Raw genomic sequence first — 22,537 nt, 5'->3', positions numbered from 1 at the left:
CCCCGTCCCGCATGTCGCTCCGCTCACGCGGGCTACACGCCCCTACTCCGTCCTGCGCAAGAATGCCCCAAACGCGCGCGGGCCGTCGCCGGTCTTGACCTCGCCGATCAGCTTCAGCTCGACCGCATCGATGATATCGAGCGTGTTGCTTTCCCAGCAGGCGACGATAATGCGCTTGCCGTCGGCAGCCGCGGCAATGCCTTCGGGATAATCGCCGACATTGATGCGCTTGAGCGGCTTCAAGGTCACCAGATCGAACACGCTGACAGTGCCGCCATACTGATCGGTGACGAAGCCGCGGCCCTGCGCCAGCGCCACCGCATAAGGGCGCATCCCGACCTGCACGCGGCCGGTCTCGGCCCCAGTGGCGATGTCGATCACGGAGACGTCGTTGGAGCCGACATTGGCCGTGTAGGCGCGCTTGCCCTCGGCATCGATGGTGACGCCGAACGGACGGGTGCCGACCTTGATGGTCGTCGTGCGCTGGCGCGTCGCGGTGTCGACCACCGACACACTGTCGTCGTCGCGGTCGGCCGAGAGCAGCAGCTTGCCATCCGGCGTTACCGCGAGCCCCGATGGCGAGGCGCCGACCGCAATGCTGGCCATGACGCTGCGCGAGGCCGCGTCGATCACCCGCACCGCCGCCGCATACCAGTCCGCGACATAGACGGTGCGGCCATCCGGCGCGACGGCAATGCCGAGCGGCCCGCCGCCGACCTCGATCCGCGCCGCAACCTGCCGCGTTGCTGCGTCCACCACCGTCACGGCTTTGGCATCCGGGCTCGTGACATAGGCAAAACGTCCGTCCGCGCTGACGGCGACGCCGGCCGGCTTGCCGCCGATCGGGATGGTCGCGACGCTGCGCGCCGTGGCGAGGTCCACGACCATCAGATCGTCGCTGAGCTGGTTGGTGACGAATGCCTCTTCGGCGAACACATGCGCGATGCCGGCCAGGCAAAAGCTGGCGGCGAGCGCCGCCAGGACCAGCGCCCGCACCGTCAGCTTCCGCTCTCGATCTTCTTCTTGAGTGCCTCGAGGCCCGCCTGGTACAGCCCCTTCACCGCCTTGACCGCGGCCTCGTCACTCAGCTCCGGCGGCGGCTCGTTGTTGGGAAAGCCACGATAGAACGCGCCGGCCCATTCCAGCGTCGAGCCCTTGCCGTCAGCGCTCGGCGTCACCGTCAATGTCGAGGAATAATTGGTGACCGGCAGCACCTTCACGTCCACATTGGTGATCCGGTAGGAATAGCTCATCGCGGCGGCGTCAAACTTGTAGAGCTCCTCGTCGACGGTCGCGCCTCCCGTCAGCGTCAGCTTTCGCGTCGCACCGATCTCGTTGCCCTTCTCGCCCTCGGTCTTGGTGACAGGTGGCAGCCAGCTCATGTCCTGGAAATTGCCCATTGCGGCCCACACCTTAGCCGGGGCGGCGTTGATCTCGATGGATTCGCGCACCTTCTGACGGGTCGGCCCGTGGGCCCAGGCCGATGTCGAAACCGGGCCAAACGCCGCCGTCAAAGCCACCGCGCCCGCGGCAATCAGCACCGCGGCCAGGACCGTGCGCCGTCCAATCGTCACCCTCATCTCGTTTCCTCATACGTGTCGTTGATCATGCGCGACTTGAAGCGCGCTGGAATCATGGTAGCGCATTTTGCGGCCGCGGGGAGACCCGTTCGTGGCCGCGTTGCGGCGGGGCCCGCGCGCGCCCCACAACCCCTTGCCGCCCCGGCGGGCAAAACACCAATAAGCGGGTCAATCACGGCGCTTAAAAATATTTCTCTTTATCCGCATTTCGGATTATCATATAAAGAGCCATCCCAACCCGGCCGAGGGGCGGATCGCGATCGTCACGAACGCGGGATGGGACGTGGTGGACGTGGGCCACACCGGCGCGAAGGCTTCGCAGGGCGGGCAACCGTGAGCGAAAGTGTCGCGCACACGACCGGTGCAGCCCTGCGTACGGCAAAATCGTGTGGTCCTGGCGCCCGGGGTCTGTGCGCCAAGTCTTGCGGTGATGCGTGCGGGCCGACCGGGCCGCAGCGTCAGCCATCCGCAAGGCGACGGGGGCAATAGTGCATCGCTCCCCGGGGAGATCACGACATAAGCCGTAAAACCACTGCGCAGGGAAGGCCGTGTGTTGGGCTTCACCTGTATGCCGCTGTGCAGCCTCTCGTAGCGCAACCTTCGCACAGTGGACCGTGGGTGCCAGCCGGCACCCGGCCTTCCCTGCGCCCTCGGCATTTTGGGGGCAAAGAATGCCGCAAAGCTCGGGCCGCACAGGCCGCGAGAATGCGAAACCGCGCGTATCACGTGAATAGCAATGCCAGATGACTTCGGGCTCTCGTGCCCCGGACGCGGCGCAGCGCCCCTCCGGCGATGCGCCGCAGAGCCGTGACCCATCCTGCGGCAGAATGCACGGCTTCTGGATCCCGGCTCAACGCCACACCGCCGTAAGCGCGTTTACGCGCGTCTTCGACGCGCTATGGCGCTGCGTCGCGTTCGGGACGAGAGCCATTCCGATCGATCTCTTGATCGGGACATATCCGGAACGCAACCCTCACGAAAGCTGTATCTGAGAAACATGCAGCAACAAAACCCGATATGCCTCGCGAGGGCAAACTTGAATCTGGGATCGCGGTCCGAAATGGCCTTGGAGAACCTGGCTCTGAGACAGTTTGCCGGCATGAGGCCAGCCCACCTCGCGACCCCGCAATGATTGACGGACGTCCGGGACCGTAGGAGTGCGCGATGGTATCAACGTATCTCAGTTACAGCTACATCACGCGCAATCTCAAGCAGTCCCTGACGCGGGTCGAACAGCAACAGGACGTAGCGCGAGAGGCCGCCTATTACAAAGCCCACATCGGCAAGGTGAAGTCCGTCGACGACTTCATGAAAGACTATCGCCTTTATCATTATGCAACGAAGGCGTATGGCCTGGAAGACATGGCCTACGCCAAGGCCTTCATGAAAAAGGTGCTGGAGAGCGACCTCTCCGACGCAAACAGCTTTGTCAACAAGCTGGTCGACAAGCGTTACCGTGAGTTCGCCGCCGCGTTTTCCTTCAATGGCAGTGCCACGCCGGTGGCGCAATCGGAGAACCAGACCGACGAGATGATTGGTCTGTACACGGCGACCAGGAAAAGCCAGGTCGATGCACTTGCCGGCGATTCGAATTACTACAGCGCCGAAATCGGTAACATCAGCAGTGCAGACCAGCTCCTGAACAACGACCGTCTTCGCAACTATGTCTATTCGGCGTACGGGATCGATCAAAGCAAGTGGTCGCGTGACACCATAAGCCAGGTCTTGCGCAGCGATCCATCCGATCCCAACAGCTACGTCAACACCACTTTCGCTTCTCAGCTAAGTGGCCTCAACGCCGACCTTGCTCAGGCCCGATCGGATGTCACCGCGGCCAATTCAAGGATCGCCGACTACACCGCCCAACTATCGCAACCGGGCGCGAACGTGACCCAGTTGAACGTCCAGATTCTGGTCGAAAAGCATCATTTGGAGTCATATGCGAGCAGCATTTCTAGCCTTAGCGAGCAGATAGAGACGATTGGCGGGTTCGTCGACCTGGCCGGTGCGTTCGAATTTTCCTCCGACGGGTCGCTTCCGTCAGGTGTGTCGGCGCAGACTGCTGCAAATGTCACGATCACGAAACAGAAGTTCGACGACAGCAAGTCCGCCGTCTATTCGGCGGCGAGCCCGTTGAACGAAGCTTTTGCAATCAGGCAATTTAGAACTGCCATCCTCAAGATCAATTCAGTCGAGGCGTTCGTATCGACACCGGGCGTGTATGAATTTGCGCTGGGAGCTGTCGGCCTCGAGCCCGCGAACGTCTCGCCGGCGACTGTCAAGGCCGTGCTCGAAAGCGACATCAACGACCCCAAAAGCTACGTCTATACCCTCAAGGACAATCGATATTTGGAGCTGGCACGCGCCTTCAACTTCGACGCAAAAGGCAATCTGACCACCCCCTTGGTGGCTCAGGACTCGGCTGAAGTCCTCCAGATCGCCAAGGACTACGTCATTGGAGCGGTGAAGAGCGCCAGCACGGCGACTCCCCAGCAGCAGGCCGCAGTTCGGGCACAGGCCACGAAGGATGCGTCGGAATATCAGCAGGCCATCGCCGGCATCGACAGTGTTTCCGATCTTCTCGCAAACAGGCCGATGGTCGATTTCATTCTCTTGGCCAAGGGTCTGGATCCCAGGAAGGTCAGCACCGAATTTCTCAAGAAGATCTTCAGCTCCGACCTGAACGATCCAAAGAGCTTCGCGAACACCGAGAGCGATCCTCGCTTTGCCGAAATCGTGGCGTCGTTCAATTTCGACAGTAAAGGCAACGTCGCGCGTCTTCCGATGATGGGTCCGCAAAAGCGGGATCAGTTTCGGGAAACACAAGCGAACTATGTCGAGCAAAGCCTGGAGCAGCAGCAGGGCGATGCCAATCCCGGCGTGCGCCTTGCGCTCTATTTCCAGCGAAAGGCGGGGGACATCACGTCCGCATACGACATCCTTGCCGACAAGGCTCTTTCGGAGGTGTTCAGGACCACTTTCGATTTGCCTGACTCGATGGCGGCGATGCCGATCGATCAGCAGGCCAAGTTCGTAGACAGATTCATGAAGATCAAGGATCTGTCCGATCCCGCGAAGGTGACAAAGCTGTTGAGCCGTTTCTCCGCCATGTATGACATCAGAAACAGCCAGAGCACCGGCCAGGGTCAATCCCCCCTGCTCAACCTGTTTCAGGGATCCAGTTCGGGGATCAGTGACTCCACATACTTGGCCATCGCCAAGCTGCGCACCCGCTGATGATCGCTCGCCGATACTAGCCCAACACCTCGAGCACCAGCTCCATGGTCATCAGCACGGGATTGTCGCCACGGATCAGACGGCCCTCCGCTATGCCGCCAGTGTAGTCGATCAGGGCGACATCGAGTGCGGCTTCGAGGGCGCCGGAGGAGCCGGCCGCAATCGCGCCGCCGGTTACCGCAAGCTCGGTCGCGAAGGGCTCAGTCACGCCGCCATGGGTGAAGCGCGCCCCAATGGTCGAGCCGACACCGCCATGGATCCTCGCGCGCGCGATGCCTTGCGCGCGGCAGAAGTCTTCGAGACAGCCCGCGAAATCCTGATTGGGGCGCAGCCGCAGCGCGAAAGCGCGGCTGGTCGTGCGTGCGCCGGTGCTCGCAGCCGCCACGGGCCCGAACAGCTTGAAATTGGTCTCGGGATCTGGCTCTGCGGCGAACATCGCACCATCGATGCCGAAGGCCTCGACCTCGAACGGCTCGGCGACATCGGTCGCGTCCGGCAGCATGTGGCCACCACCGGCGCGGCCATCGGCCTCCGTCCACAGCCCATGGCAATGAAAGAACGGGGCGCCATCGCGCATGCCCAGCGTCATGCTGCCGAGCCTGGTGCGCGTCACGCCGCTTGGCCGGAATGTGTCGCTATAAAACGCGGCGTTCTCGCTGGTCTTCGACAGCGCCGGCATGACATAGCCGAACGGCCCGAGCGCGCCGCGCTCGAAGCTGAGCACGCCGCCGGCAAATCCCTCCGCGGCAAAACCGCGGCGCGCGGCTTCCAGCAGCGGCAGACCTGCTTGAAGCGTGAAGGAGAAAGCGCGTCCCCTCGCCTCCGCCCATTGGATGCGTTCGGCGATCGGCGCGCCGGGCTGCTTGATGCTGCGCATGACCTTCGCTCAGCCTGCCCGTGTCTTGTCGAGCTCGAGCAGCCCGCGAGCCTCGAGCTCGTCGCGAACCATCCGTTTGGGAATTTTGCCGTAGCCGGATTTCGGCAAGGCCTCCCAGAAGAAGAACCGCTTCGGCATCTTGTAGCGCGGCACCTTGGGGCTGAGGAATGCCGCCATCTCCGCTTCGCTCACCGGCTTCGCGCCCTCGCGGGCGACGCAGACGGCAACGCCGACCTCGCCCCAGGTCGCATCGGGTACGCCGAGCACCGCGACCTCGCCGACGCAAGGATGGGTCAGAATCTTCTCCTCGATTTCGCGCGGATAGATGTTGGAGCCGCCGGAAATGTACATGTCGGAGGCTCGTCCCGTGATGTAGACGAACCCCTCCTCGTCCATGTGGCCGAGATCGCCAGTGCGGAACCAGCCGTTGCGGAACGCCTTCGCATTGGCTTCGGGAGTGTCATAGTAGCCGGCCAGCACCGCGGGGCCGATTACGCAGATCTCGCCGCTCTGGTTGGCGCCGAGTTCACGGCCCTCGTCGTCCTGGATCGAGACCTGCATGCCGGTACGCTCGAAGCCACAGGTGCCGATCTTCGCGTGCGGCCCGTCCTCGGGGTCATGCAGCGCTGCCGGCAGCACGGTGATGTTGCCGGTCACCTCGCCGAGGCCGAAATACTGCACGATCACCTTGCCGAGCTTCCTCAGCGCAGCCTTCTGGTCCTCGCGATACATCGGCGCACCCGCATAGATCACATGGCGCAGCGAGGAATGATCGTATTTGTCGGCGGCGGGATGCTCGACCATCATCTTCAGAATGGTCGGCACCACGAAGAGATTGCTGACGCGATGCGCCTCGATCAGGCGGAACGCCTCGTCAATGTCGAATTTCTCCGTCGGCAGCAGCACGGTGCACACGCCGCGCGCGGTCTGCACCAGCTGATGCACGCCGGCGCCATGCGACAGCGGCGCCACCACCAGGGAGGCATCTGCTTCGGTGACGCCGGGCGTGAGATCGGCGAGATGGTTGGTGACGACAAAACCCATCTGACCGTGGGTGAGCACCGCAGCCTTGGAGCGGCCGGTGGTGCCCGATGTAAAGAAGAACCAGCAGGGATCGTCGTGCTCGACTGCGACGTTCTCGACCACCGTGCCGGCGCGCGACGCGACGGCATCCGCAACCGACGTCTCGGCAAACGGCGCCCGACCGTCGATGCTCCAGGTGAATTCCAGCGCGCCACCGCTTACGGCCGCGGCGTGCTCGGGAAAATCGACATGGCACAGAAACGCCTTCGCGCCGGAGGCCTGCGCGAGATAGGCGACCTCGTCCGGCATCAGGCGGAAATTGGTGGGTACCCAGACCGCGCCAAGCCGAAACGCGGCGAACATCGAAAAGAACATCTCGTCGCCGTTCTTGGAATGGACGAGGATGCGGTCGCCCTTCGCGATGCCCCGCGCCGCGAGAGCGGCTGCCAGCGCCGAGACCTGCGCGTCGATCTCGCGCCATGTCCAGGATCTGTCGCCCCAGACGAAACCGGGACGCGCCCCATGCCGCCGCGCGTTCTGGGTCAGCATGTGAGCGAGATTCATGACGCGGCGGGACATGCGCAGGGGCTGCATCGGGCTTCCTCTTCGGCGGCGGACGGCACGCGAGCCGCCCGCTCATTACGCCCATTTATCGCCATCGCCAGGACCCCTGCAAGGTTGCCGGGCGCAGCGCAGCCCATCCAACCGTTCAGGAAATTTTAAACATGATCGGCGCAACCTCGTTCAGTTCTCGCGTAAAGAGTGCCGCATCATGGTCAAAGCGCCCGCCCTCCTCCTGTTATCGCTGGCGCTTGCCGGATGTGCCGTGGGCCCACAAGCGCACCTCGCCTCCGATCCCGCCTTCAAGCCCGCGCGCTATGCCTGGGACGGCGCCGGCGAAAATCCCAATCACCCGCGCGCTGCTTCAGAACCAGCGCGCGCGGCCCGATCCGAGCGCAACAGGTCGCAAGCCGCGCTTCAGCCCTATTCAAAGGAATGGTGGCAGGCGAAGGATGGCATCGAGGAGGAACGGGACGCCAGGGTCAACCGTTCCCTCGTCATCTGCCAGGGATGCCTGCGCCCGCAGGCGCAGCCGGAGGATTCCAGGCTCGCCAAGGCGACCGATTGAAGCATCCGGGCGATCAGGCCTAGGAAGAGATCCAACGCCGGCGTTGCGAGAAGCGGCGGGGGGCTACAACGCCCCGAGCTTCCATAACGACTCCTGCGCCGTCGGCAAGCCCGGATTCAATTCCAGGCTGAGCGGGACACGCAGTTTCCGGATATCTCCCCTGCGGCAACCACTCTTGCTCGCACCTTGGCAAGGACCGGTTGAGGCGCCTAGATCAGAGGCAAGCAGCATGTCGGAAGGATTTTTGCATGGCGCCGTCGGTACGGGATAACAATGACAGAAGCCGCTTCGAGCTCGATGTCGGCAGCGAAATCGCCTTCGCCAATTACCGGCTGACGCCGGCGGCGGTGATCATCACCCACACCGAGACGCCGCGCGCGCTGCGCGGCCGCGGCATCGGCTCCGAGCTGGTCAAGGGCGCGCTGGAATTGATCCGGCGCGACGGCAGGAAGGTGATTGCCGGTTGCGGTTTCGTCGTCGATTATCTCGACAGGCATCCGGAAGATGCGGATCTCGTCGCCTGAATGCAAAAGGGCCCGCGCGATCGCGAGCCCTTGGATTGCGACCGGGCGATCGGTCAGTGCTTGATCTCCGGCGGCAGCTTGCCGCCATTGGCGGCGAGCTTGGACATCACCTGCTTGTGCAGCCAGACGTTCATGGTCGCGGAATCGTTAGTGTCGCCGCTGTAGCCGAGCTCCTTGGCGAGGTCCTTGCGCGCAGCGAGGCTGGAATCGATGTCGAGCGCCTTCATCAGATCGACGATCGAGGTGCGCCATTCCAGCTTTTCGCCCTTGTGCGCAGCGGCCGCCGCGTCGACGATCGAGGCAACGTCCACCGTCGCCGCGGATCCGCTCGGCGCGGCCCCTGCGGGCGCGCTGCCCGACGGTGCGCTGCCTGCGGGCGCGGCGGAAGCTGGCTGGCTACCGAAGATCGCGCCCATAATTTTCCCGAAAATGCTCATGTCTGCTCCCCGAAAAGGACCCGCTGGAAGGGCCTTGAGTGGCACTTATAGACCAAGTTGCGTCGTTGCGCCCGCCAAAGTTCCGCGAACAAGCACGCAGCATCAGCTTATCTGCGGCGAAATAACGACCGAATGACACTGTAGAGATTGCACCGCGGCATCGAATCTCACCCAAGCGTGAGGGACAGGACTCGCAAATGGGCGTACGGTTGACGTTCAGTTCGCGATGCTATCCGGAATTCGCGTCTGGTTGGGGATCGCGAAACTCAGAATAGCGGCCGCTTGCGCCGTTGCTGGCGCCAGATGCGGCCGCATGGCAAGGGAGCTAGCGACCATGGCCACACTCTACCCGGGCAATGTCCCGTCCATGGCCCAGACCGCCGAAGCGGCTGGACCGGTGATCCGAACCATCCAACTCTCCGATCTGCAGGATGCGCTCAAGCGCGGCTGGGACGATTTCAAGGCGGTGCCGAGCCACGCCATCATCCTCTGCGTGATCTATCCTGTGCTGGGCCTCGTGCTCGCCCGCGTGGTGATGGGTTATTCAGTGTTGCCGTTGTTGTTCCCGCTGGCCGCAGGCTTCGCGCTAATCGGCCCGTTCGCCGCTCTCGGTCTCTACGAGCTCTCCAGCCGGCGCGAGCGCCATGAGGAGGCCAGCGCCTGGGATGCCATGGAGGTGCTGCGTTCGCCCTCGTTCGGCGCCATGCTCGGTCTCGGCGCGCTGCTGCTGGCCCTGTTCGTGACCTGGGTTGCGACCGCGCAGGCAATTTATGTCGCCGCTTTCGGCTATGAAGGCGCATCCGGGATCTCGGATTTTCTGACGCGCGTGCTCACGAGCCGGCAAGGCTGGTGGCTGATCGTGGTCGGCTGCGGCACCGGCTTCCTGTTCGCCCTTGCCGCGCTGTGCATCAGCGCCGTGTCGTTCCCGCTGATGCTTGACCGCCATGCCGGCGCGTTCGAGGCCATGGTGACGTCACTGCGCGTCGTCGCGAAGAACCCGGTGCCGATGGCGGCCTGGGGCCTGATCGTGGCCGTCCTGCTGGCGCTGGGCACCATTCCGGCCTTCCTCGGCCTTGCCGTGGTGGTCCCCGTGCTCGGCCATGCCACCTGGCATCTCTACCGCAAGGTGATCGCGGCCGATCCGGGCGCGCGTCCGGTGCCGCCTCCGCCGCATCGTGCACGCAAGCCGGCCGCCGACTTCCCCGCCAACCTCTTCCCCTGGCGCAATCGGACCGACGCCTGACGATATCGTGACATGCGATCCTGCCCCGGTGCGGGCAGGATCGCGCACTGTCATACGCCTTGCTTTGGCCGCGGTTTCCATCGAGATTGCGCGCGCCGTTCAGATCACTTCACGGAATTTATTTGCTCGAATGACCCCGACGATTTCTCGTCTCGCCCTCGCAGCCTTAGCCATCACCGCGTCCATCCTATCCGCTCAGCCAGCGCTCGCCGCTGTTGCCTGCGGTTCAGGCAATTTCGACGCGTGGCTTGCAGACTTCAAAACGGACGCCGCGGCCAAGGGCGTCTCGCAACAGGCCATTTCCGCCGGGCTCGCCGGTGTGACGCTCGATCAGAACGTGCTCAACCGCGACCGCTCGCAGAAGGCCTTCAGCCAGACCTTCGAGGAGTTTTCCGGCCGCATGGTGCCGCCGCGCCTGACGCGCGGCTCCAACATGATGAAGCAATACGGCTCGGTGCTGTCGCGTATCGAGCAGACCTACGGCGTGCCTGGCGAGGTGCTGGTCGCGATCTGGGGTCTCGAGACCGATTTCGGCGTCAATACCGGCAAGTTCGCGACCATCCGCTCATTGGCGACGCTGGCCTATGACTGCCGGCGCTCCGAGCAGTTTCGCGCCGAGCTGTTGGATGCGCTCCGCATTGTCCAGCGCGGCGACCTCGCACCGGCCGACATGAAGGGCGCCTGGGCCGGCGAGCTCGGACAGACCCAGTTCATGCCGTCGTCATGGATGAAATACGCCGTCGATTTCGACGGCAATGGTAAGCGCGATCTCCTGCACAACGCCCCTGACGTGCTCGCCTCCACCGCGAACTATCTTGCCGGTTATGGCTGGCAGAAGGGTAAGGATTGGCAGCCGGGCAGTCCGAATTTCGCGGTGCTGCAGCAGTGGAACAAGAGCGAGGTCTACTCGAAGACCGTCGCCTATTTCGCCACCCAGCTCGCGCGCGCCCCTTAGATGAGATGCTTGCAGGACAAAAGCGTAGGGCCGATCGCTCGGCGACCGGCCCTCTCCTAATGCGTTCCTGAAGTTCCTATCTGCCCATGGTGGCGTGCATCGCTTTGTTCAGATGCGCGCCGCACGCACCCATTTTGCCGTTGAGCAGCGAGTCCTGCGCGGCCGCGATCTCCTTCTGCGCGACGAACTTGCCGTCACCATCGGCCATGTTTTCGATCGCGGTCTCTGTCTTCTCCAGATTGGCCGAGCTGCAGCCGCCGGCGGCGTGCTTGGCGGCCTGGGCCGGCGTGACGGCGAACGCAACGGCGGCAATTGCGATAACCCCGAGTAACTTCGTCATGACGTTACCTTCCTTCTCTTGTTCTTGGGCCAGAGCCAGCGACATTGCCGGAATCTGCGACATCACCTTCCTCCGGGTGCGGCAACTTGACGCAATGAATTCCCCGCGAGAATTGCGTGATGTTGCGCGGCGCGCAGAGCTGCATGCAAAATTTCTGATTTTCATTACACGCTTGTAATCAACGCCACACGTTCAGCGTGTGTGCACTGCGAGCGGGGACGGTTGTGGCTAACCAAGCGGGATAGTCCTGACTCGCCGCCCTTCGTCATGTGGATCCGCTGCAACCAGGCGAATCGCTGGCGAGAGTTGGCAAAAGTGTACGCACGCGCCAAGTAATGAGTATAAGTTCATTAGAATCATGCGATTCTCGCATGTGAGACTTGGTTATAGAAGCTAGTCGATCCGCTTGCGGACAAGAGCAAAGCGACTTATTGCGCTCCGAACGGAACCGACTAGCCCATAGCAAATCCGTGAATTCACGGGACTTCAGACCTGTGCTCCCTGTTCCGCCTACGCTTTGGGCGGGAGTGCTTTCGGGTTAATCGTCCGTTACCAGCGCCATGCATTCAGCGCTTAGCTGCATCGCAGCATCGGAACTTTCGCACTGCACCACTCTCACCTATATTCATTTCAACGATGAGGCTCGGGCAAGAGCTGAATCGAACTACAGGAGATTACCAATGCTGCTCTCGCTCATCCGCATGATCCAAGCTTTCCGGGACTATCAGCGCAATGTTGCCGAGCTGTCCCAGCTCAGCGATCGCGAGCTTTCCGATATCGGCCTCGATCGCTCGGACATCCCGCGCGTTGCCGCCGGTCAGTATCAGGGCTGATATCGTTCAGCCCTGAACCGGACGGACCGATAGCGCCCGCCTCGTGCGGGCGTTGTCGCATCCGGAGGCAGAAAACTCGATCTCGGCGATTCCACTGATCGCCGAAAAGCGCTACCTGTCCGCCCCATGACAGGACCCCAATCAAATACCGTGCACGTGATCGGCGCAGGCCTTGCCGGCTCCGAAGCCGCCTGGCAGGTGGCCAAATCCGGCGTGCCCGTGGTGCTGCACGAGATGCGGCCGACCCGCATGACCGAGGCACACCGCACCGATGGGCTTGCCGAGCTCGTCTGCTCCAATTCGTTCCGCTCGGACGATGCCGCCAACAACGCCGTCGGCCTGCTGCATGCCGAGATGCGCCGCCTCGATTCGCTGATCATGCGCGCAGCCGACGCCAACCAGGTACCCGCCGGCGGCGCGCTGGCGGTGGACCGCGACGGCTTCTCGGCGGCCGTCACCAAGGCGCTGAACGATCATCCGCTGATCGAGATCGCCCGCGGTGAGGTCGCAGGCCTGCCGCCGGCCGAGTGGAGCAACGTCATCGTTGCGACCGGCCCCCTCACTTCGGCGCCGCTGGCCGATGCGATCCGCGAGTTGACCGACGAGAACGCCCTCGCCTTCTTCGACGCGATCGCGCCGATCGTGCATCGCGAATCCATCGACATGTCGGTGGCCTGGTTTCAGTCACGCTACGACAAGGTCGGTCCCGGCGGCACCGGCGCCGACTACATCAACTGCCCGATGACAAAGGAGCAGTATGACGGCTTCGTCGCAGCGCTGGTCGCCGGCGAGAAGACCGAGTTCAAGGAATGGGAGACCAACACGCCCTATTTCGACGGCTGTCTGCCAATCGAGGTCATGGCGGAACGCGGCCCCGAGACTCTCCGCCATGGACCGATGAAGCCGGTCGGCCTCACCAATCCGCACGATCCCACCACCAAGGCCTACGCGATCGTGCAGCTGCGCCAGGACAACAAGCTCGGCACGCTCTACAACATCGTCGGCTTCCAGACGAAACTGAAATACGGCGAGCAGCAGCGCATCTTCCGCACCATTCCGGGGCTGGAGAAGGCCGAATTTGCTCGCCTCGGCGGCCTGCATCGCAACACCTTTCTCAACTCGCCAAAGCTGCTCGACGGCCAATTGCGCCTGCGCGCGCAGCCGCGGCTGCGCTTTGCCGGCCAGATGACGGGCTGCGAGGGCTATGTGGAATCCGCCAGCGTCGGCCTGATTGCCGGTCTCTATGCGGCAGCGGAGGTGCGCGGCGAGACGCTTGCGAGTCCGCCGGTCACGACTGCGCTCGGATCCCTGCTCGGCCACATCACCGGCGGCCATATCGAGACCATCGAGCCCGGCACGCGCTCGTTCCAGCCGATGAACATCAATTTCGGCCTGTTCCCGCCGCTCGCCAGCGCACCGACGAAGAAGCCCGACGGAAGCCGGCTGCGCGGGAACGAGAAGACGGTGGCCAAAAAGCAGGCGATGAGCGCGCTGGCGCTCGCCGATCTCGATCGCTGGATCGCCGATCACCTGCGCATTGCCGCCGCGGCGTGAGTTTTCGATGAACCTTCCCAAAGACGACGCCGCAACACTCTCGGCGCGCTGGACCGAGGGCGTGCTGCTCAAGCGCGACGTGTTCTCGACCGTCGAGCGCGGCCGATTCCGCGACGATGACGGCGAGGTCGACGCGGTGCTGCGCCGCCTCGACGAGGTGCCGTGGTGGTCATTCCTTTTGGCGCGCCACCTGTTCGCCCGCGAGAAGCATGCGCTGGCACTCGCTAAGGGACTCGATGTCGGCCCGGAGCTGCTGTGGGCCGGACGCCGCGCGCTGGTGCGCAGCTTCGTCGATGGTGTCGCGCTGCATCTGGCGAAACCGCATGGCGACCTCGCCTATTTTCGCTCGGCGAAGGCCGCGCTGCGACGGCTGCGCCGCGCCGGAATCTGCCACAACGATCTTGCCAAGGAACAGAACTGGCTGGTCGGCCGCGACGGTCGCGCCTATGTGACCGACTTCCAGCTCGCCGCCTGCTTCGACCGTCGCGGCCGGCTTTACCGGATCCTGGCCTATGAAGATCTCCGGCATCTGCTCAAGCACAAGCGATCCTACGCGCCCGAGGCGCTGACGCCGCGCGAGCGCAAGATCCTGGCGAAGAAGTCGTTCGCCGCCAGCCTCTGGCTCGCCACCGGCAAGAAGGTCTATCGGGCAATCACCCGCGGCCTGTTCAACTTCACCGACCGTGAAGGCGGCGGCCGAAGGCTCGTCAACGACGCGCCGGTGCTGGCAGAATTGATCCGCAAGAACCCCGCCGTGCGCGACACCGCCATCGTCGCCTTTGCCGACCGCCGCTCCGGTGTCGGCCTCTATGCCTTCGTCGAAGCCGATCAGGCCGCGCTCGAAGGCCAATTGCGCAACGAGCTCACCGTTGCCAAGGGGCCAAAGCCGCCGGAACACATCCAGGTCGTGCACGCACTGCCACGCAATCCGGACGGCAAGCCGCGCACGGAGATCCTGCAACTGGTCGCCATGAACCAGCTCGACCTGATCGAGCCGATGATGAAGAACGACCAGGACCGTGCTTTCCTCAAGGACATCCTGGAGCAGCGCAAGAACCTGCGCGACCGCTTCAATTTCGAGGCCGACCTGCCGGCGAGCTAACGTGGATCACGCCTTGAAGCGTCCACATTGGCGATAGAGAAGCGATCCGATAATTCGAACTTGGTGGGGGGACTTGGCGGGGTCATGGGCACTCGGGGGTACATGATGCATCGCGTGGTTGGCGGCCTGATCGCTAGCCTTCTGCTGCTCGCCACCACGTCCGCAATGGCCGAGTCCCCCGCCGAGCTGATCTCGAGCTTCCGCCTCAAGCATGGTGAGGTCCGCGTCGTCCGCGATTCGACCCTCGACCGCATCGCCATGGACCAGGCGCGCGCGATGGCGACGAAGGACGACCTCAGTCACGACGCCCTCGGCCCGTTCAACCGCCGGGTCGCACCGGCCGGCGCAGGCCGCGCCGCCGAGAACATCGCCTACGGCTACGACAATTTCGAGAAGACCCTCGGACAGTGGATCGACTCGTCGGGACACCGCAAGAATCTGCTGCTGCACAACGCTTCCCGCGTCGGGATCGCGAGCGCGAAAAACGCTAGCGGCAAGCGCACCTATTGGGCAATGGTGATCGCCGGCGACTACGAGCCGAAGGGCAAAGGCAAAGGCAAGAAAGACGGGGAGCCGCTGGTTGCGGTGAAGCGCGAGGCTGCGCCCGCCAGCAAGCCAAAATCCAGCGGCTGCCACATCAAGCTGCTCGGCCTTTGCATCTGAGACCAAGCTTGGCCATCTTGTTCGCATCCCTCGACGCGTTTAATCCATGCACGAGGATCGCGAGACGCGGAGGCATGGATGATGGATATCGACCGAATTCGTCGCGACACGCCGGCTGCCTCTCGGCTCGCCTATCTCCACAACGCGGGCGCAGCGCTGATGCCGGCGCCGGTTGTTGCGGCGATGAAGGAACACATCGATCTGGAGAGCGAGATCGGAGGCTATGCTGCCGCCGACCGCGAGGCGCGCCGACTTGTATCCGTTTACGGCTCGGTCGCCCGCCTCCTGAACGCCGCGCCCGATGAGATCGCCCTCATGGAGAACGCGACGGTTGCCTGGCAGATGGCTTTCTACGCGCTTCCATTCAGCAAGGGCGACCGGATCCTGACCGCCGAGGCGGAGTACGCGGCCAACTATGTCGCCTTTCTTCAGGTCGCCAACCGAACAGGCGTCGCGATCGACGTCGTGCCGAGCGATGCCAGCGGCGAGCTCGACGTCGACGCGCTCGAACGCATGATCGATGAGCGCGTGAAGCTGATTGCGATCACCTGGGTTCCGACCAATGGCGGGCTGGTCAATCCGGCTGCAGCCGTCGGCAAGATAGCGCGGGCGCACGGCATCCCCTATCTGCTCGACGCCTGCCAGGCAGTCGGACAGATGGTGGTCGACGTCGAGGCCATCGGCTGTGACATGTTGTCGGGGACCGGGCGTAAATTCCTCCGCGGCCCGCGCGGCACCGGCTTTCTCTACGTCGGCCGAAAAATGCTGCAGCGGCTCGAACCGCCAATGATCGATCACTTCGCCGCACCCTGGGTCTCCCGGGACGCTTTTCGGCTGCGTGACGATGCGCGCCGTTTTGAGACCTGGGAGAACAACTACGCAGCCCGGCTTGGGCTCGGCGCGGCTGTCGATTATGCCCTCGATATCGGGATCGGCCCGATCGAGCGGCGTTGCCGCATGCTGGCGGACCGCCTCCGGGGCGGCCTTGCATCCATTCGCGGCATCAGAGTTCGCGACCTCGGACGCGCTCCGGGAGCCATCGTCAGCTTCACGGTGGAAGGGTACGAGGCGGAAGCGGTCGTCAGCGACGCGGCCGCAGCCGGCATCACGATCGGTGCCTCAGATCCGTCGAGCACGCGCATCGATGCCGAAATCCGCTCGCTGCCGCCGGTGGTGCGCGCCTCCCCGCACTACTACAATACGGACGCGGAGATCGATCGGCTGATCGTCCATTTGGCGGGTTTGACGCGGCGATAGCGGCGATCATGCACGCTCAGGTACAGCGCGCACTCAATCCGGATGCGCCAAGCTTCGCCATGACCTCGTCGAGATGGGCGCTGTCGCGGGTTTCAATCACCAATTGCAGCAACGTCGCCTTGGCCGGAAGATCCGAGAACGTGCGCTGGTGCGAGACCTCGATGATGTTGGCGCCGGCCTCGGCCAGCAGTGCCGCGACCGCAGCCAATTGGCCGGGCCTGTCGGGAATGTCGAGCGACAATTGGGTGAGCCGCCCCTCGCGCGCCAACTCGCGGGTCAGGACCGATGCGATCAGACGTGTGTCAATATTGCCCCCGCTCAGCACCAGCCCGACCTTCTGACCGGCGAAACGGGACGGGTCGGACATCAGCGCGGCGAGGCCAGCGGCACCGGCGCCTTCGACGACCGTCTTCTCGATCGAGATCAGGGTCGCCACCGCGCGCTCGAGCTCGGCTTCGTTGACGAGCGCAATGTCGTCGACAAGGCGGCGGACGATTTCGGTCGTGATGTTGCCGGGCGACTTCACCGCGATGCCTTCCGCGAGTGTGTCGCCACGTGCCGGCAAATTGCCGTCATGGATGGCATTGTACATCGAGGGGTAGAGCCAGGGCTCGACGCCGAGGATCCGCAGCGACGGCTTGATCGATTTCGCGGCAATGGCGATCCCGCTGATCAGGCCACCGCCGCCGATCGGGACGACCAGCGTATCGAGCTCCGGCACGGCCTCGAGAATTTCCAGCCCGACCGTGCCCTGCCCTGCGATGACAAGCGGATCGTCATAGGGATGGACGAAGATCATGCCATGGACTTCGCCGTGGCTGCGCGCATACGCGGCCGCCTCCTCCAGCGTGGCGCCCGTCACCACCACCTCGGCGCCGTGATGCCTGGTGTTCTCGACCTTCACCATGGGCGTGCCGACCGGCATGACGATAGTGGCGGGAATGCCGAGCCGCTTGGCGTGATAGGCGACGCCCTGCGCGTGGTTACCCGCCGACATCGCGACGACGCCCCGCGCGCGCTCCTCCGGCGTCAGCGCCTTGAGGCGGTTGAGCGCGCCGCGCTCCTTGAACGAGGACGTGAACTGGAGGTTCTCGAATTTCAGCCAGATGTCGCAGCCGCAGATATTGCTCAGCGTGCGGCTGTAGCTACAGGGCGTCTCGACGACGGCGCCGCGGATCGTCTCGGCGGCGGCATGGATGTCGGCCGGTACGACCGGAAGGCCGCCCAGATCGGAAGATATGGTTTGGGACAACTCAGCCATAGGACAGCATAGAGCATTTGCCCGGCTCCGGCGATAAGCCAACCGCTATTTGGTAAATTCCCGCGAACGTGAAGCCCGCCACAGCGTCCACAGCGTACGCAGCCGCGATGACGGTTGCGGCGTAAATGGATTGCGCCCGGGTTGCGACAGGCGCTTGAGGTCGGCCCGCGCTTGTCCGAGCGGAAGGAACGCTGGACGCACTGATGCCGGCACCTCCACCAGCAGCGACAAGGCCGTCGTCAAATGTTGCTGCGCCTCGCCCGAGAGTTGGCCCAGCGCGGCGCGCAAGTTTGGCGTCTCCTTTCCGGCGAACACGTCTTCCACGTCGCAATCGTGGCTCGCCAGCACCTGCTGCGGCAGGAACAATTGCCGGCGCGCCGCATCGCGCGGCAGATTGGCGATGACCTGTACGATGCCCTGCGCCAGCCCGGCATGGCGGGCGAGATGCTCGGCCGCCGCCGACGGTGGTCCCATGATCCGGGCGGCGAGATCGAACAGCGCCGATGAGGTCGCCGCGAGGTAGCCCTCCAGCGCCGCCATTGTTGGCATTGGGTCGTTGTAGAGATCGAATTGATGCTCGTCGGCGAGCAGCGACAGCGGCTCGACCGGCAGGTCGAAATCACGGATTGCGCGGAGCAGCTCCGCCGCCACCGGATTGCCCTCGGCACTGCCATGGACTTGGCCCGACAGCATGTCGGTCCACCATTGCAGGCGGATTTCACCGGGCAAGGGCTGGCTCACCTGATCGCGGACGCGGACGATCTCGACATTGAAGGCATAGAGCGCCAGCAGCCCGCGGCGCTCGGCAGCGGGCGCGAACAGGGTCGCGGCATAGTGCCGAAAGTCGTGGCTGCGCACGAGGTCAGCACAGAACGCAACAGAATCCGGCGGCGGCGCGGAGCCACTCATGGCACGGCGATCAGCGCGGCCGCGACGCGCCGCCGTTCGCCCATCATGATGTTGTAGGTACGCACGGCGGGACCGGTCTGCATCGCATCCAGCACCACCCTCGCCGCTTTGAGCGCCTGGCGCAGTTCCGGCGGCGGCAGCCAGACCCCGGTTCCGGTGCCGACCAGGAGCGTGTCGATGCTGTTGGCAGACTTGAAGACTCGATCCAGCGAATAGCGGTCGATCTTTGCAGGGTCCGTTATGTCCCAGGCCCAGATCGCGTCGGGCAGGCAAAGCAGCGATCCCCGATGCGACATGCCGGCAAAGGCAAAGCCGCCCTTGCCATAGGCTTCGATCGGCGCCGAGCGGGGGAAATGCGGTGCGTTGGGATCGCCGGCCATGAGCTTCGTCCGAATGAGCTTACTGCCCTCCCAAACTCCTGCGAGGGCATGCGGTTCGGATCATGCCTTGCTTTTCTTCGCCGGCGTAGCCTTATCGACCGCATCCTCGCGATGCTCGCCGACGCCGAGATAGATCAGGATCGGGGCCGCAATGAAGATCGAGGTATAGGTGCCGACCAGCACCACGCCGAACATCATGACCGCGGTGAAGCTGTGGATGGCATGGCCGCCGAACAGCAGCAGGGCCAGCAGCGCCAGCGTCACAGTGAAATGGGTGATGATCGAGCGCGACAGCGTCGAGTTGATTGATTCGTTGAGGAGCTGCGGCATCGGCATCTTCTTGTAGCGCCGCAGCATTTCACGGATGCGGTCGTAGATGACGACGGTGTCGTTGAGCGAATAGCCCAAAATCGTCAGAAGCGCCGCGATGCTGGTCAGGTCGAAATCGACCTGACTGATCGACATGAACCCGATCGTGAGCACGATGTCGTGCACGTTGGCGATCATGGCGCCAAGCGCGAACTGCCACTCGAATCGGAACCAGAGGTAGATCAGGATCGAGACGATCGCCAGCATCAGGCCGAGCATGCCGTAGGCGAGCAATTCGCCCGATACGCGCGGTCCCACCACCTCGACGCGGCGATAGTCGACGGAATCGCCAAGCGCGGTGCGGACCTTCTGCACGGCCTCCTGCTGGGCGGCGTCGCCGCCCGGCTGCTCCGCGACACGGATCAGGACATCGGCGGGGCCGCCGAATTGCTGCAACTGGACTTCGCCCAGACGCAGGGCATCCAACGTCGTACGCATCGCCGCAATATCGGCGGTGCCGGACTTGGCCTGCACCTCCAGTAGGGTGCCGCCGCGGAAGTCGATGCCGAAATTCAGTCCATGGGTGAAGAACAGCGTGATCGCGACGATCGACAACGCCGCCGAGATCGGGAAGCTGATCCGGCGAAAACGCGTGAAGTCGAAATGGGTATCGTCGGGGACGATGCGCAGCGACGGCAGCCAGCCGAATGCCGCAACCACGGTGAGAATGGCAATGAGGACGCCGAGCCCGATGAGAACAGTGTGATTCACGATCAGGCTCCTAGATCGGCACGCTCTGCGGCCGCTTCCACCGCACCCACCAGGCCACGATCAGCCGGGTCAGGGTGAAAGCGGTGAACACCGTGGTGATGATGCCGATTCCGAGCGTCACGGCGAAGCCGCGCACCGGACCGGTACCGATGTAGAACAGCACCGCGGCGGCAATAAAAGTGGTGATGTTGGAATCGAGGATGGTCGCAAGCGCCCGCTTGAAGCCGGCGTCGATCGCCGAGATCGCGTTGCGGCCGCCACGCAACTCCTCGCGGATGCGCTCGTAGATCAGCACGTTGGAATCGACCGCGATACCGACGGTGAGCACGATGCCCGCGATGCCGGGCAGCGTCAGCGTGGCGTTGAGAAGCGACAACAGGCCGAAGATCATGGCGACGTTGATGGCCACCGCGATGTTGGCGAACACGCCGAACAGCCGGTAGGTCAAGAGCATGAAGATGATGACCAGGATCGAGCCGACATAGGCGGCGAGCTCGCCCTTTTCGATCGAGTCCTGGCCGAGGCCCGGACCGACGGTGCGCTCCTCGACCACCGTGAGCGGTGCCGGCAGCGCGCCGGCGCGCAGCAGGATCGCGAGATCGTTGGCCGATTGCACCGTGAAACTGCCCGAGATCTGGCCTTGTCCGCCTGTGATGGGCTCGCGGATCACGGGAGCCGAGATGACCTTGTTGTCGAGCACGATCGCAAAAGGCAGCCCGACGTTCTCTTGCGTGGCCTGCGAGAACTTGCGCGCGCCCGACGTATTGAACTTGAAACTCACGACGGGTTCGCTGGTGCGCTGGTCGAAGCTCGCTTGGGCATCGGTCAGGTCGCCGCCGGCGACCAGCACCTGCTTCTTGACCACATAGGGTGTGGGCGGCGGTGACGCGCTCATCAGAAGCTCGGATTCCGGCGGCAAACGTCCTTGCTGCGCCTGATCGGGCGGCACCGACGTATCGACCATGCGGAATTCCATCTTCGCGGTCTTGCCCAGCAATTCCTTCAGCCGGGTCGGGTCCTGGAGGCCGGGGACCTGCACCAAAATGCGATCGTTGCCCTGGCGCTGGATGACGGGCTCGACGGTGCCGAGCTCGTTGACGCGGCGTTCGACGATCTGGATCGACTGCTCGATGGTCTTGCGCATGCGGTCGAGCATCGCGGCCTGCGGGATGGTAAGGCGGATCACGCCACCGCCGGCGTCAGTCACATCCAGGTCGCGCTGACCGCTGGATCCGACCAGTCCGCCCAGCGGCTGGGACAGCTCGCGCAGCTTGGCGAGCGCAGGCTGCAGGTCCGATTCCTTGGTGATCCTAACCTCGGCCGCGTCGTTGCGCACGGTGACGCCGCCGGTGAAGCCGATCTTGGCATCGCGCAGCGTCCGGCGAACGTCGTCGCGGACCTGGTCGAGCCGCTCCTTCTTCACATAGTTGCCGTCGACCTCGAGCAGCAGATAGGAGCCGCCTTGAAGATCGAGGCCGAGCACGAGCCGACGCTGCGCCCAGGCGGGCCAGGTCTTGACCTGCGCTTCGGGGAAGAAGTTCGGGACCGCGCAGAGGCACACGATCAGCGCCGTCAGGATAATCCCGAGCGCCTTCCACCGCGTGAAATACAACATCGACTGGACCTGTCAGATCAGGAGATTTGCAGGAAAACTTGAGAGACTCGCGGAAGCACTCACTTCGACGCGGCGTCTTCCTTGGCGCTTTCCTTGGATTCCTTGGCCGGCTCGCCCTTGGCGCGCACGCCGGAGACCATCGAGCGCATCTGCCGCACGCGCACGCCATCGGCGATCTCGAACTCGATCTGGTCGTCGTCGACGACCTTGGTGACCTTGCCGACGAGACCGCCCGAGGTCACGACGGTGTCGCCGCGGCGGATGTTCTTCACCAGGTCGGCGTGGTCACGGACCTTCTTCTGCTGCGGACGCAGAATCAGGAAGTACATGATCACGAAGATCAGGGCGAACGGCAGCAGAGACATCAGCATGCCGCTGGTGTCGCCGGCGCCCGCAGCCTGGGCATACGCAGGGGTAATCAGCATTCGGACGATCCTCGTGAGAACGGGGGAAAACCGGTCAGGCCCAAATGGCGATCGGTTCGGTCAAATTCGCGCGGACTATAGCGGCCATTGCCCCAATTGCAACGCTGCCAGAC

At 63.8% G+C, this 22,537-nt stretch carries 22 protein-coding genes; 10 read left to right on the top strand and 12 right to left on the bottom strand.

The genetic code is table 11. The annotated features are described in order from the left end of the window. Positions 1-42: 42 nt before the first annotated feature. Both RX329_RS21945 and RX329_RS21940 read right to left on the bottom strand, forming a co-directional pair. Positions 43-996 (bottom strand): cytochrome D1 domain-containing protein, encoded by a 954-nt coding sequence (locus RX329_RS21945; RefSeq protein WP_317244202.1) that lies wholly within the window; start codon positions 994-996, stop codon positions 43-45. A 2-nt stretch (positions 997-998) separates the two neighbouring features. Next, positions 999-1,580 (bottom strand): SRPBCC family protein, encoded by a 582-nt coding sequence (locus RX329_RS21940; protein WP_018458001.1) that lies wholly within the window; start codon positions 1,578-1,580, stop codon positions 999-1,001. Positions 1,581-2,744: 1,164 nt separating this feature from the next. Here RX329_RS21940 and RX329_RS21935 point away from each other — a divergent pair. After that, positions 2,745-4,817: a DUF1217 domain-containing protein gene (locus tag RX329_RS21935; protein ID WP_317244201.1), complete on the top strand. Its 2,073-nt coding sequence runs from the start codon at positions 2,745-2,747 to the stop codon at positions 4,815-4,817. A 16-nt stretch (positions 4,818-4,833) separates the two neighbouring features. Here the strand turns inward: RX329_RS21935 and RX329_RS21930 are convergent, their stop codons facing one another. Next, entirely contained in the window at positions 4,834-5,694 is an 861-nt protein-coding gene (locus tag RX329_RS21930; protein WP_317244200.1) for a PCC domain-containing protein, read from the bottom strand. A gap of 9 nt (positions 5,695-5,703) precedes the next feature. Continuing rightward, the gene (locus RX329_RS21925; RefSeq protein WP_317244199.1) at positions 5,704-7,311 is read right to left on the bottom strand and encodes an acyl-CoA synthetase; all 1,608 of its coding nucleotides are present in this window, start codon (positions 7,309-7,311) and stop codon (positions 5,704-5,706) included. A 178-nt stretch (positions 7,312-7,489) separates the two neighbouring features. On the opposite strand from RX329_RS21925, the gene RX329_RS21920 reads away from it, so the two are divergent. After that, complete coding sequence (locus tag RX329_RS21920) at positions 7,490-7,846, top strand: hypothetical protein (protein WP_317244198.1); 357 nt, start codon at positions 7,490-7,492, stop codon at positions 7,844-7,846. 248 nt (positions 7,847-8,094) lie between these two features. After that, the gene (locus tag RX329_RS21915; RefSeq protein WP_317244197.1) at positions 8,095-8,370 is read left to right on the top strand and encodes a GNAT family N-acetyltransferase; all 276 of its coding nucleotides are present in this window, start codon (positions 8,095-8,097) and stop codon (positions 8,368-8,370) included. A gap of 53 nt (positions 8,371-8,423) precedes the next feature. Here the strand turns inward: RX329_RS21915 and RX329_RS21910 are convergent, their stop codons facing one another. After that, positions 8,424-8,807: a DUF3597 domain-containing protein gene (locus RX329_RS21910; RefSeq protein WP_085384623.1), complete on the bottom strand. Its 384-nt coding sequence runs from the start codon at positions 8,805-8,807 to the stop codon at positions 8,424-8,426. A 334-nt stretch (positions 8,808-9,141) separates the two neighbouring features. On the opposite strand from RX329_RS21910, the gene RX329_RS21905 reads away from it, so the two are divergent. Beyond that, positions 9,142-10,050, top strand: a complete 909-nt coding sequence (locus RX329_RS21905) for a DUF2189 domain-containing protein (RefSeq protein WP_026233481.1) — start codon at positions 9,142-9,144, stop codon at positions 10,048-10,050. Between the two features lie 130 nt (positions 10,051-10,180). Further along, positions 10,181-11,005 carry a lytic murein transglycosylase gene (locus RX329_RS21900; protein ID WP_317244196.1) on the top strand — a complete coding sequence of 275 codons (825 nt, stop codon included), beginning with the start codon at positions 10,181-10,183 and terminating at the stop codon, positions 11,003-11,005. A gap of 76 nt (positions 11,006-11,081) precedes the next feature. Here the strand turns inward: RX329_RS21900 and RX329_RS21895 are convergent, their stop codons facing one another. Beyond that, a complete protein-coding gene (locus RX329_RS21895) occupies positions 11,082-11,408 on the bottom strand; it encodes a hypothetical protein (RefSeq protein ID WP_317244195.1) in 327 nt (108 codons plus the stop codon). 617 nt (positions 11,409-12,025) lie between these two features. Between RX329_RS21895 and RX329_RS21890 the strand changes: the two genes are divergently transcribed. From RX329_RS21890 to RX329_RS21870, 5 genes are all read left to right on the top strand, one after another. After that, entirely contained in the window at positions 12,026-12,178 is a 153-nt protein-coding gene (locus tag RX329_RS21890; protein ID WP_018458011.1) for a DUF1127 domain-containing protein, read from the top strand. Positions 12,179-12,304: 126 nt separating this feature from the next. Next, the gene (gene trmFO, locus RX329_RS21885; protein WP_085353185.1) at positions 12,305-13,732 is read left to right on the top strand and encodes a methylenetetrahydrofolate--tRNA-(uracil(54)-C(5))-methyltransferase (FADH(2)-oxidizing) TrmFO; all 1,428 of its coding nucleotides are present in this window, start codon (positions 12,305-12,307) and stop codon (positions 13,730-13,732) included. 7 nt (positions 13,733-13,739) lie between these two features. Next, positions 13,740-14,834, top strand: a complete 1,095-nt coding sequence (locus RX329_RS21880; protein WP_317244194.1) for a serine/threonine protein kinase — start codon at positions 13,740-13,742, stop codon at positions 14,832-14,834. A gap of 84 nt (positions 14,835-14,918) precedes the next feature. Beyond that, entirely contained in the window at positions 14,919-15,497 is a 579-nt protein-coding gene (locus RX329_RS21875; protein ID WP_085353188.1) for a CAP domain-containing protein, read from the top strand. 78 nt (positions 15,498-15,575) lie between these two features. After that, positions 15,576-16,754, top strand: coding sequence for an aminotransferase class V-fold PLP-dependent enzyme (locus RX329_RS21870; RefSeq protein ID WP_317244192.1), 1,179 nt, complete (start codon positions 15,576-15,578; stop codon positions 16,752-16,754). A gap of 16 nt (positions 16,755-16,770) precedes the next feature. Here RX329_RS21870 and RX329_RS21865 read toward each other — a convergent pair whose 3' ends face one another. The 6 genes from RX329_RS21865 to yajC are packed head-to-tail and all read right to left on the bottom strand — an operon-like array spanning position 16,771 to position 22,424. Beyond that, positions 16,771-18,015 (bottom strand): threonine ammonia-lyase, encoded by a 1,245-nt coding sequence (locus tag RX329_RS21865; protein WP_317244191.1) that lies wholly within the window; start codon positions 18,013-18,015, stop codon positions 16,771-16,773. Between the two features lie 45 nt (positions 18,016-18,060). Then, on the bottom strand, positions 18,061-18,924 hold the full coding sequence (locus tag RX329_RS21860; protein WP_317244190.1) for a phytoene/squalene synthase family protein: 864 nt from the start codon (positions 18,922-18,924) through the stop codon (positions 18,061-18,063). Next, positions 18,921-19,304 carry an Mth938-like domain-containing protein gene (locus RX329_RS21855; RefSeq protein ID WP_018458018.1) on the bottom strand — a complete coding sequence of 128 codons (384 nt, stop codon included), beginning with the start codon at positions 19,302-19,304 and terminating at the stop codon, positions 18,921-18,923. The genes RX329_RS21860 and RX329_RS21855 overlap by 4 nt, the downstream gene beginning before the upstream one ends. A 60-nt stretch (positions 19,305-19,364) precedes the next feature. Further along, the gene (gene secF, locus RX329_RS21850) at positions 19,365-20,384 is read right to left on the bottom strand and encodes a protein translocase subunit SecF (protein ID WP_018458019.1); all 1,020 of its coding nucleotides are present in this window, start codon (positions 20,382-20,384) and stop codon (positions 19,365-19,367) included. A gap of 10 nt (positions 20,385-20,394) precedes the next feature. After that, positions 20,395-21,999, bottom strand: a complete 1,605-nt coding sequence (secD, locus tag RX329_RS21845; RefSeq protein WP_018458020.1) for a protein translocase subunit SecD — start codon at positions 21,997-21,999, stop codon at positions 20,395-20,397. 59 nt (positions 22,000-22,058) lie between these two features. Then, complete coding sequence (gene yajC, locus RX329_RS21840) at positions 22,059-22,424, bottom strand: preprotein translocase subunit YajC (RefSeq protein ID WP_007610701.1); 366 nt, start codon at positions 22,422-22,424, stop codon at positions 22,059-22,061. Positions 22,425-22,537: the final 113 nt, after the last annotated feature.

This window comes from Bradyrhizobium sp. BWC-3-1 (genome assembly GCF_032917965.1).
GTDB classification, from domain to species: domain Bacteria; phylum Pseudomonadota; class Alphaproteobacteria; order Rhizobiales; family Xanthobacteraceae; genus Bradyrhizobium; species Bradyrhizobium canariense_D.
This window is presented reverse-complemented; position numbering and strand designations above follow the sequence as displayed.

Bases quoted from the DNA above. Each gene is read 5' to 3' on its own strand.
- RX329_RS21940 (WP_018458001.1), bottom strand. From the start codon at position 1,580: ATGAGGGTGACGATTGGACGGCGCACGGTCCTGGCCGCGGTGCTGATT.
- RX329_RS21935 (WP_317244201.1), top strand. From the start codon at position 2,745: ATGGTATCAACGTATCTCAGTTACAGCTACATCACGCGCAATCTCAAG.
- RX329_RS21930 (WP_317244200.1), bottom strand. From the start codon at position 5,694: ATGCGCAGCATCAAGCAGCCCGGCGCGCCGATCGCCGAACGCATCCAA.
- RX329_RS21925 (WP_317244199.1), bottom strand. From the start codon at position 7,311: ATGCAGCCCCTGCGCATGTCCCGCCGCGTCATGAATCTCGCTCACATG.
- RX329_RS21920 (WP_317244198.1), top strand. From the start codon at position 7,490: ATGGTCAAAGCGCCCGCCCTCCTCCTGTTATCGCTGGCGCTTGCCGGA.
- RX329_RS21915 (WP_317244197.1), top strand. From the start codon at position 8,095: ATGGCGCCGTCGGTACGGGATAACAATGACAGAAGCCGCTTCGAGCTC.
- RX329_RS21910 (WP_085384623.1), bottom strand. From the start codon at position 8,807: ATGAGCATTTTCGGGAAAATTATGGGCGCGATCTTCGGTAGCCAGCCA.
- RX329_RS21905 (WP_026233481.1), top strand. From the start codon at position 9,142: ATGGCCACACTCTACCCGGGCAATGTCCCGTCCATGGCCCAGACCGCC.
- RX329_RS21900 (WP_317244196.1), top strand. From the start codon at position 10,181: ATGACCCCGACGATTTCTCGTCTCGCCCTCGCAGCCTTAGCCATCACC.
- RX329_RS21895 (WP_317244195.1), bottom strand. From the start codon at position 11,408: ATGTCGCAGATTCCGGCAATGTCGCTGGCTCTGGCCCAAGAACAAGAG.
- RX329_RS21890 (WP_018458011.1), top strand. From the start codon at position 12,026: ATGCTGCTCTCGCTCATCCGCATGATCCAAGCTTTCCGGGACTATCAG.
- trmFO (WP_085353185.1), top strand. From the start codon at position 12,305: ATGACAGGACCCCAATCAAATACCGTGCACGTGATCGGCGCAGGCCTT.
- RX329_RS21880 (WP_317244194.1), top strand. From the start codon at position 13,740: ATGAACCTTCCCAAAGACGACGCCGCAACACTCTCGGCGCGCTGGACC.
- RX329_RS21875 (WP_085353188.1), top strand. From the start codon at position 14,919: ATGGGCACTCGGGGGTACATGATGCATCGCGTGGTTGGCGGCCTGATC.
- RX329_RS21870 (WP_317244192.1), top strand. From the start codon at position 15,576: ATGATGGATATCGACCGAATTCGTCGCGACACGCCGGCTGCCTCTCGG.
- RX329_RS21865 (WP_317244191.1), bottom strand. From the start codon at position 18,015: ATGGCTGAGTTGTCCCAAACCATATCTTCCGATCTGGGCGGCCTTCCG.
- RX329_RS21860 (WP_317244190.1), bottom strand. From the start codon at position 18,924: ATGAGTGGCTCCGCGCCGCCGCCGGATTCTGTTGCGTTCTGTGCTGAC.
- RX329_RS21855 (WP_018458018.1), bottom strand. From the start codon at position 19,304: ATGGCCGGCGATCCCAACGCACCGCATTTCCCCCGCTCGGCGCCGATC.
- secD (WP_018458020.1), bottom strand. From the start codon at position 21,999: ATGTTGTATTTCACGCGGTGGAAGGCGCTCGGGATTATCCTGACGGCG.
- yajC (WP_007610701.1), bottom strand. From the start codon at position 22,424: ATGCTGATTACCCCTGCGTATGCCCAGGCTGCGGGCGCCGGCGACACC.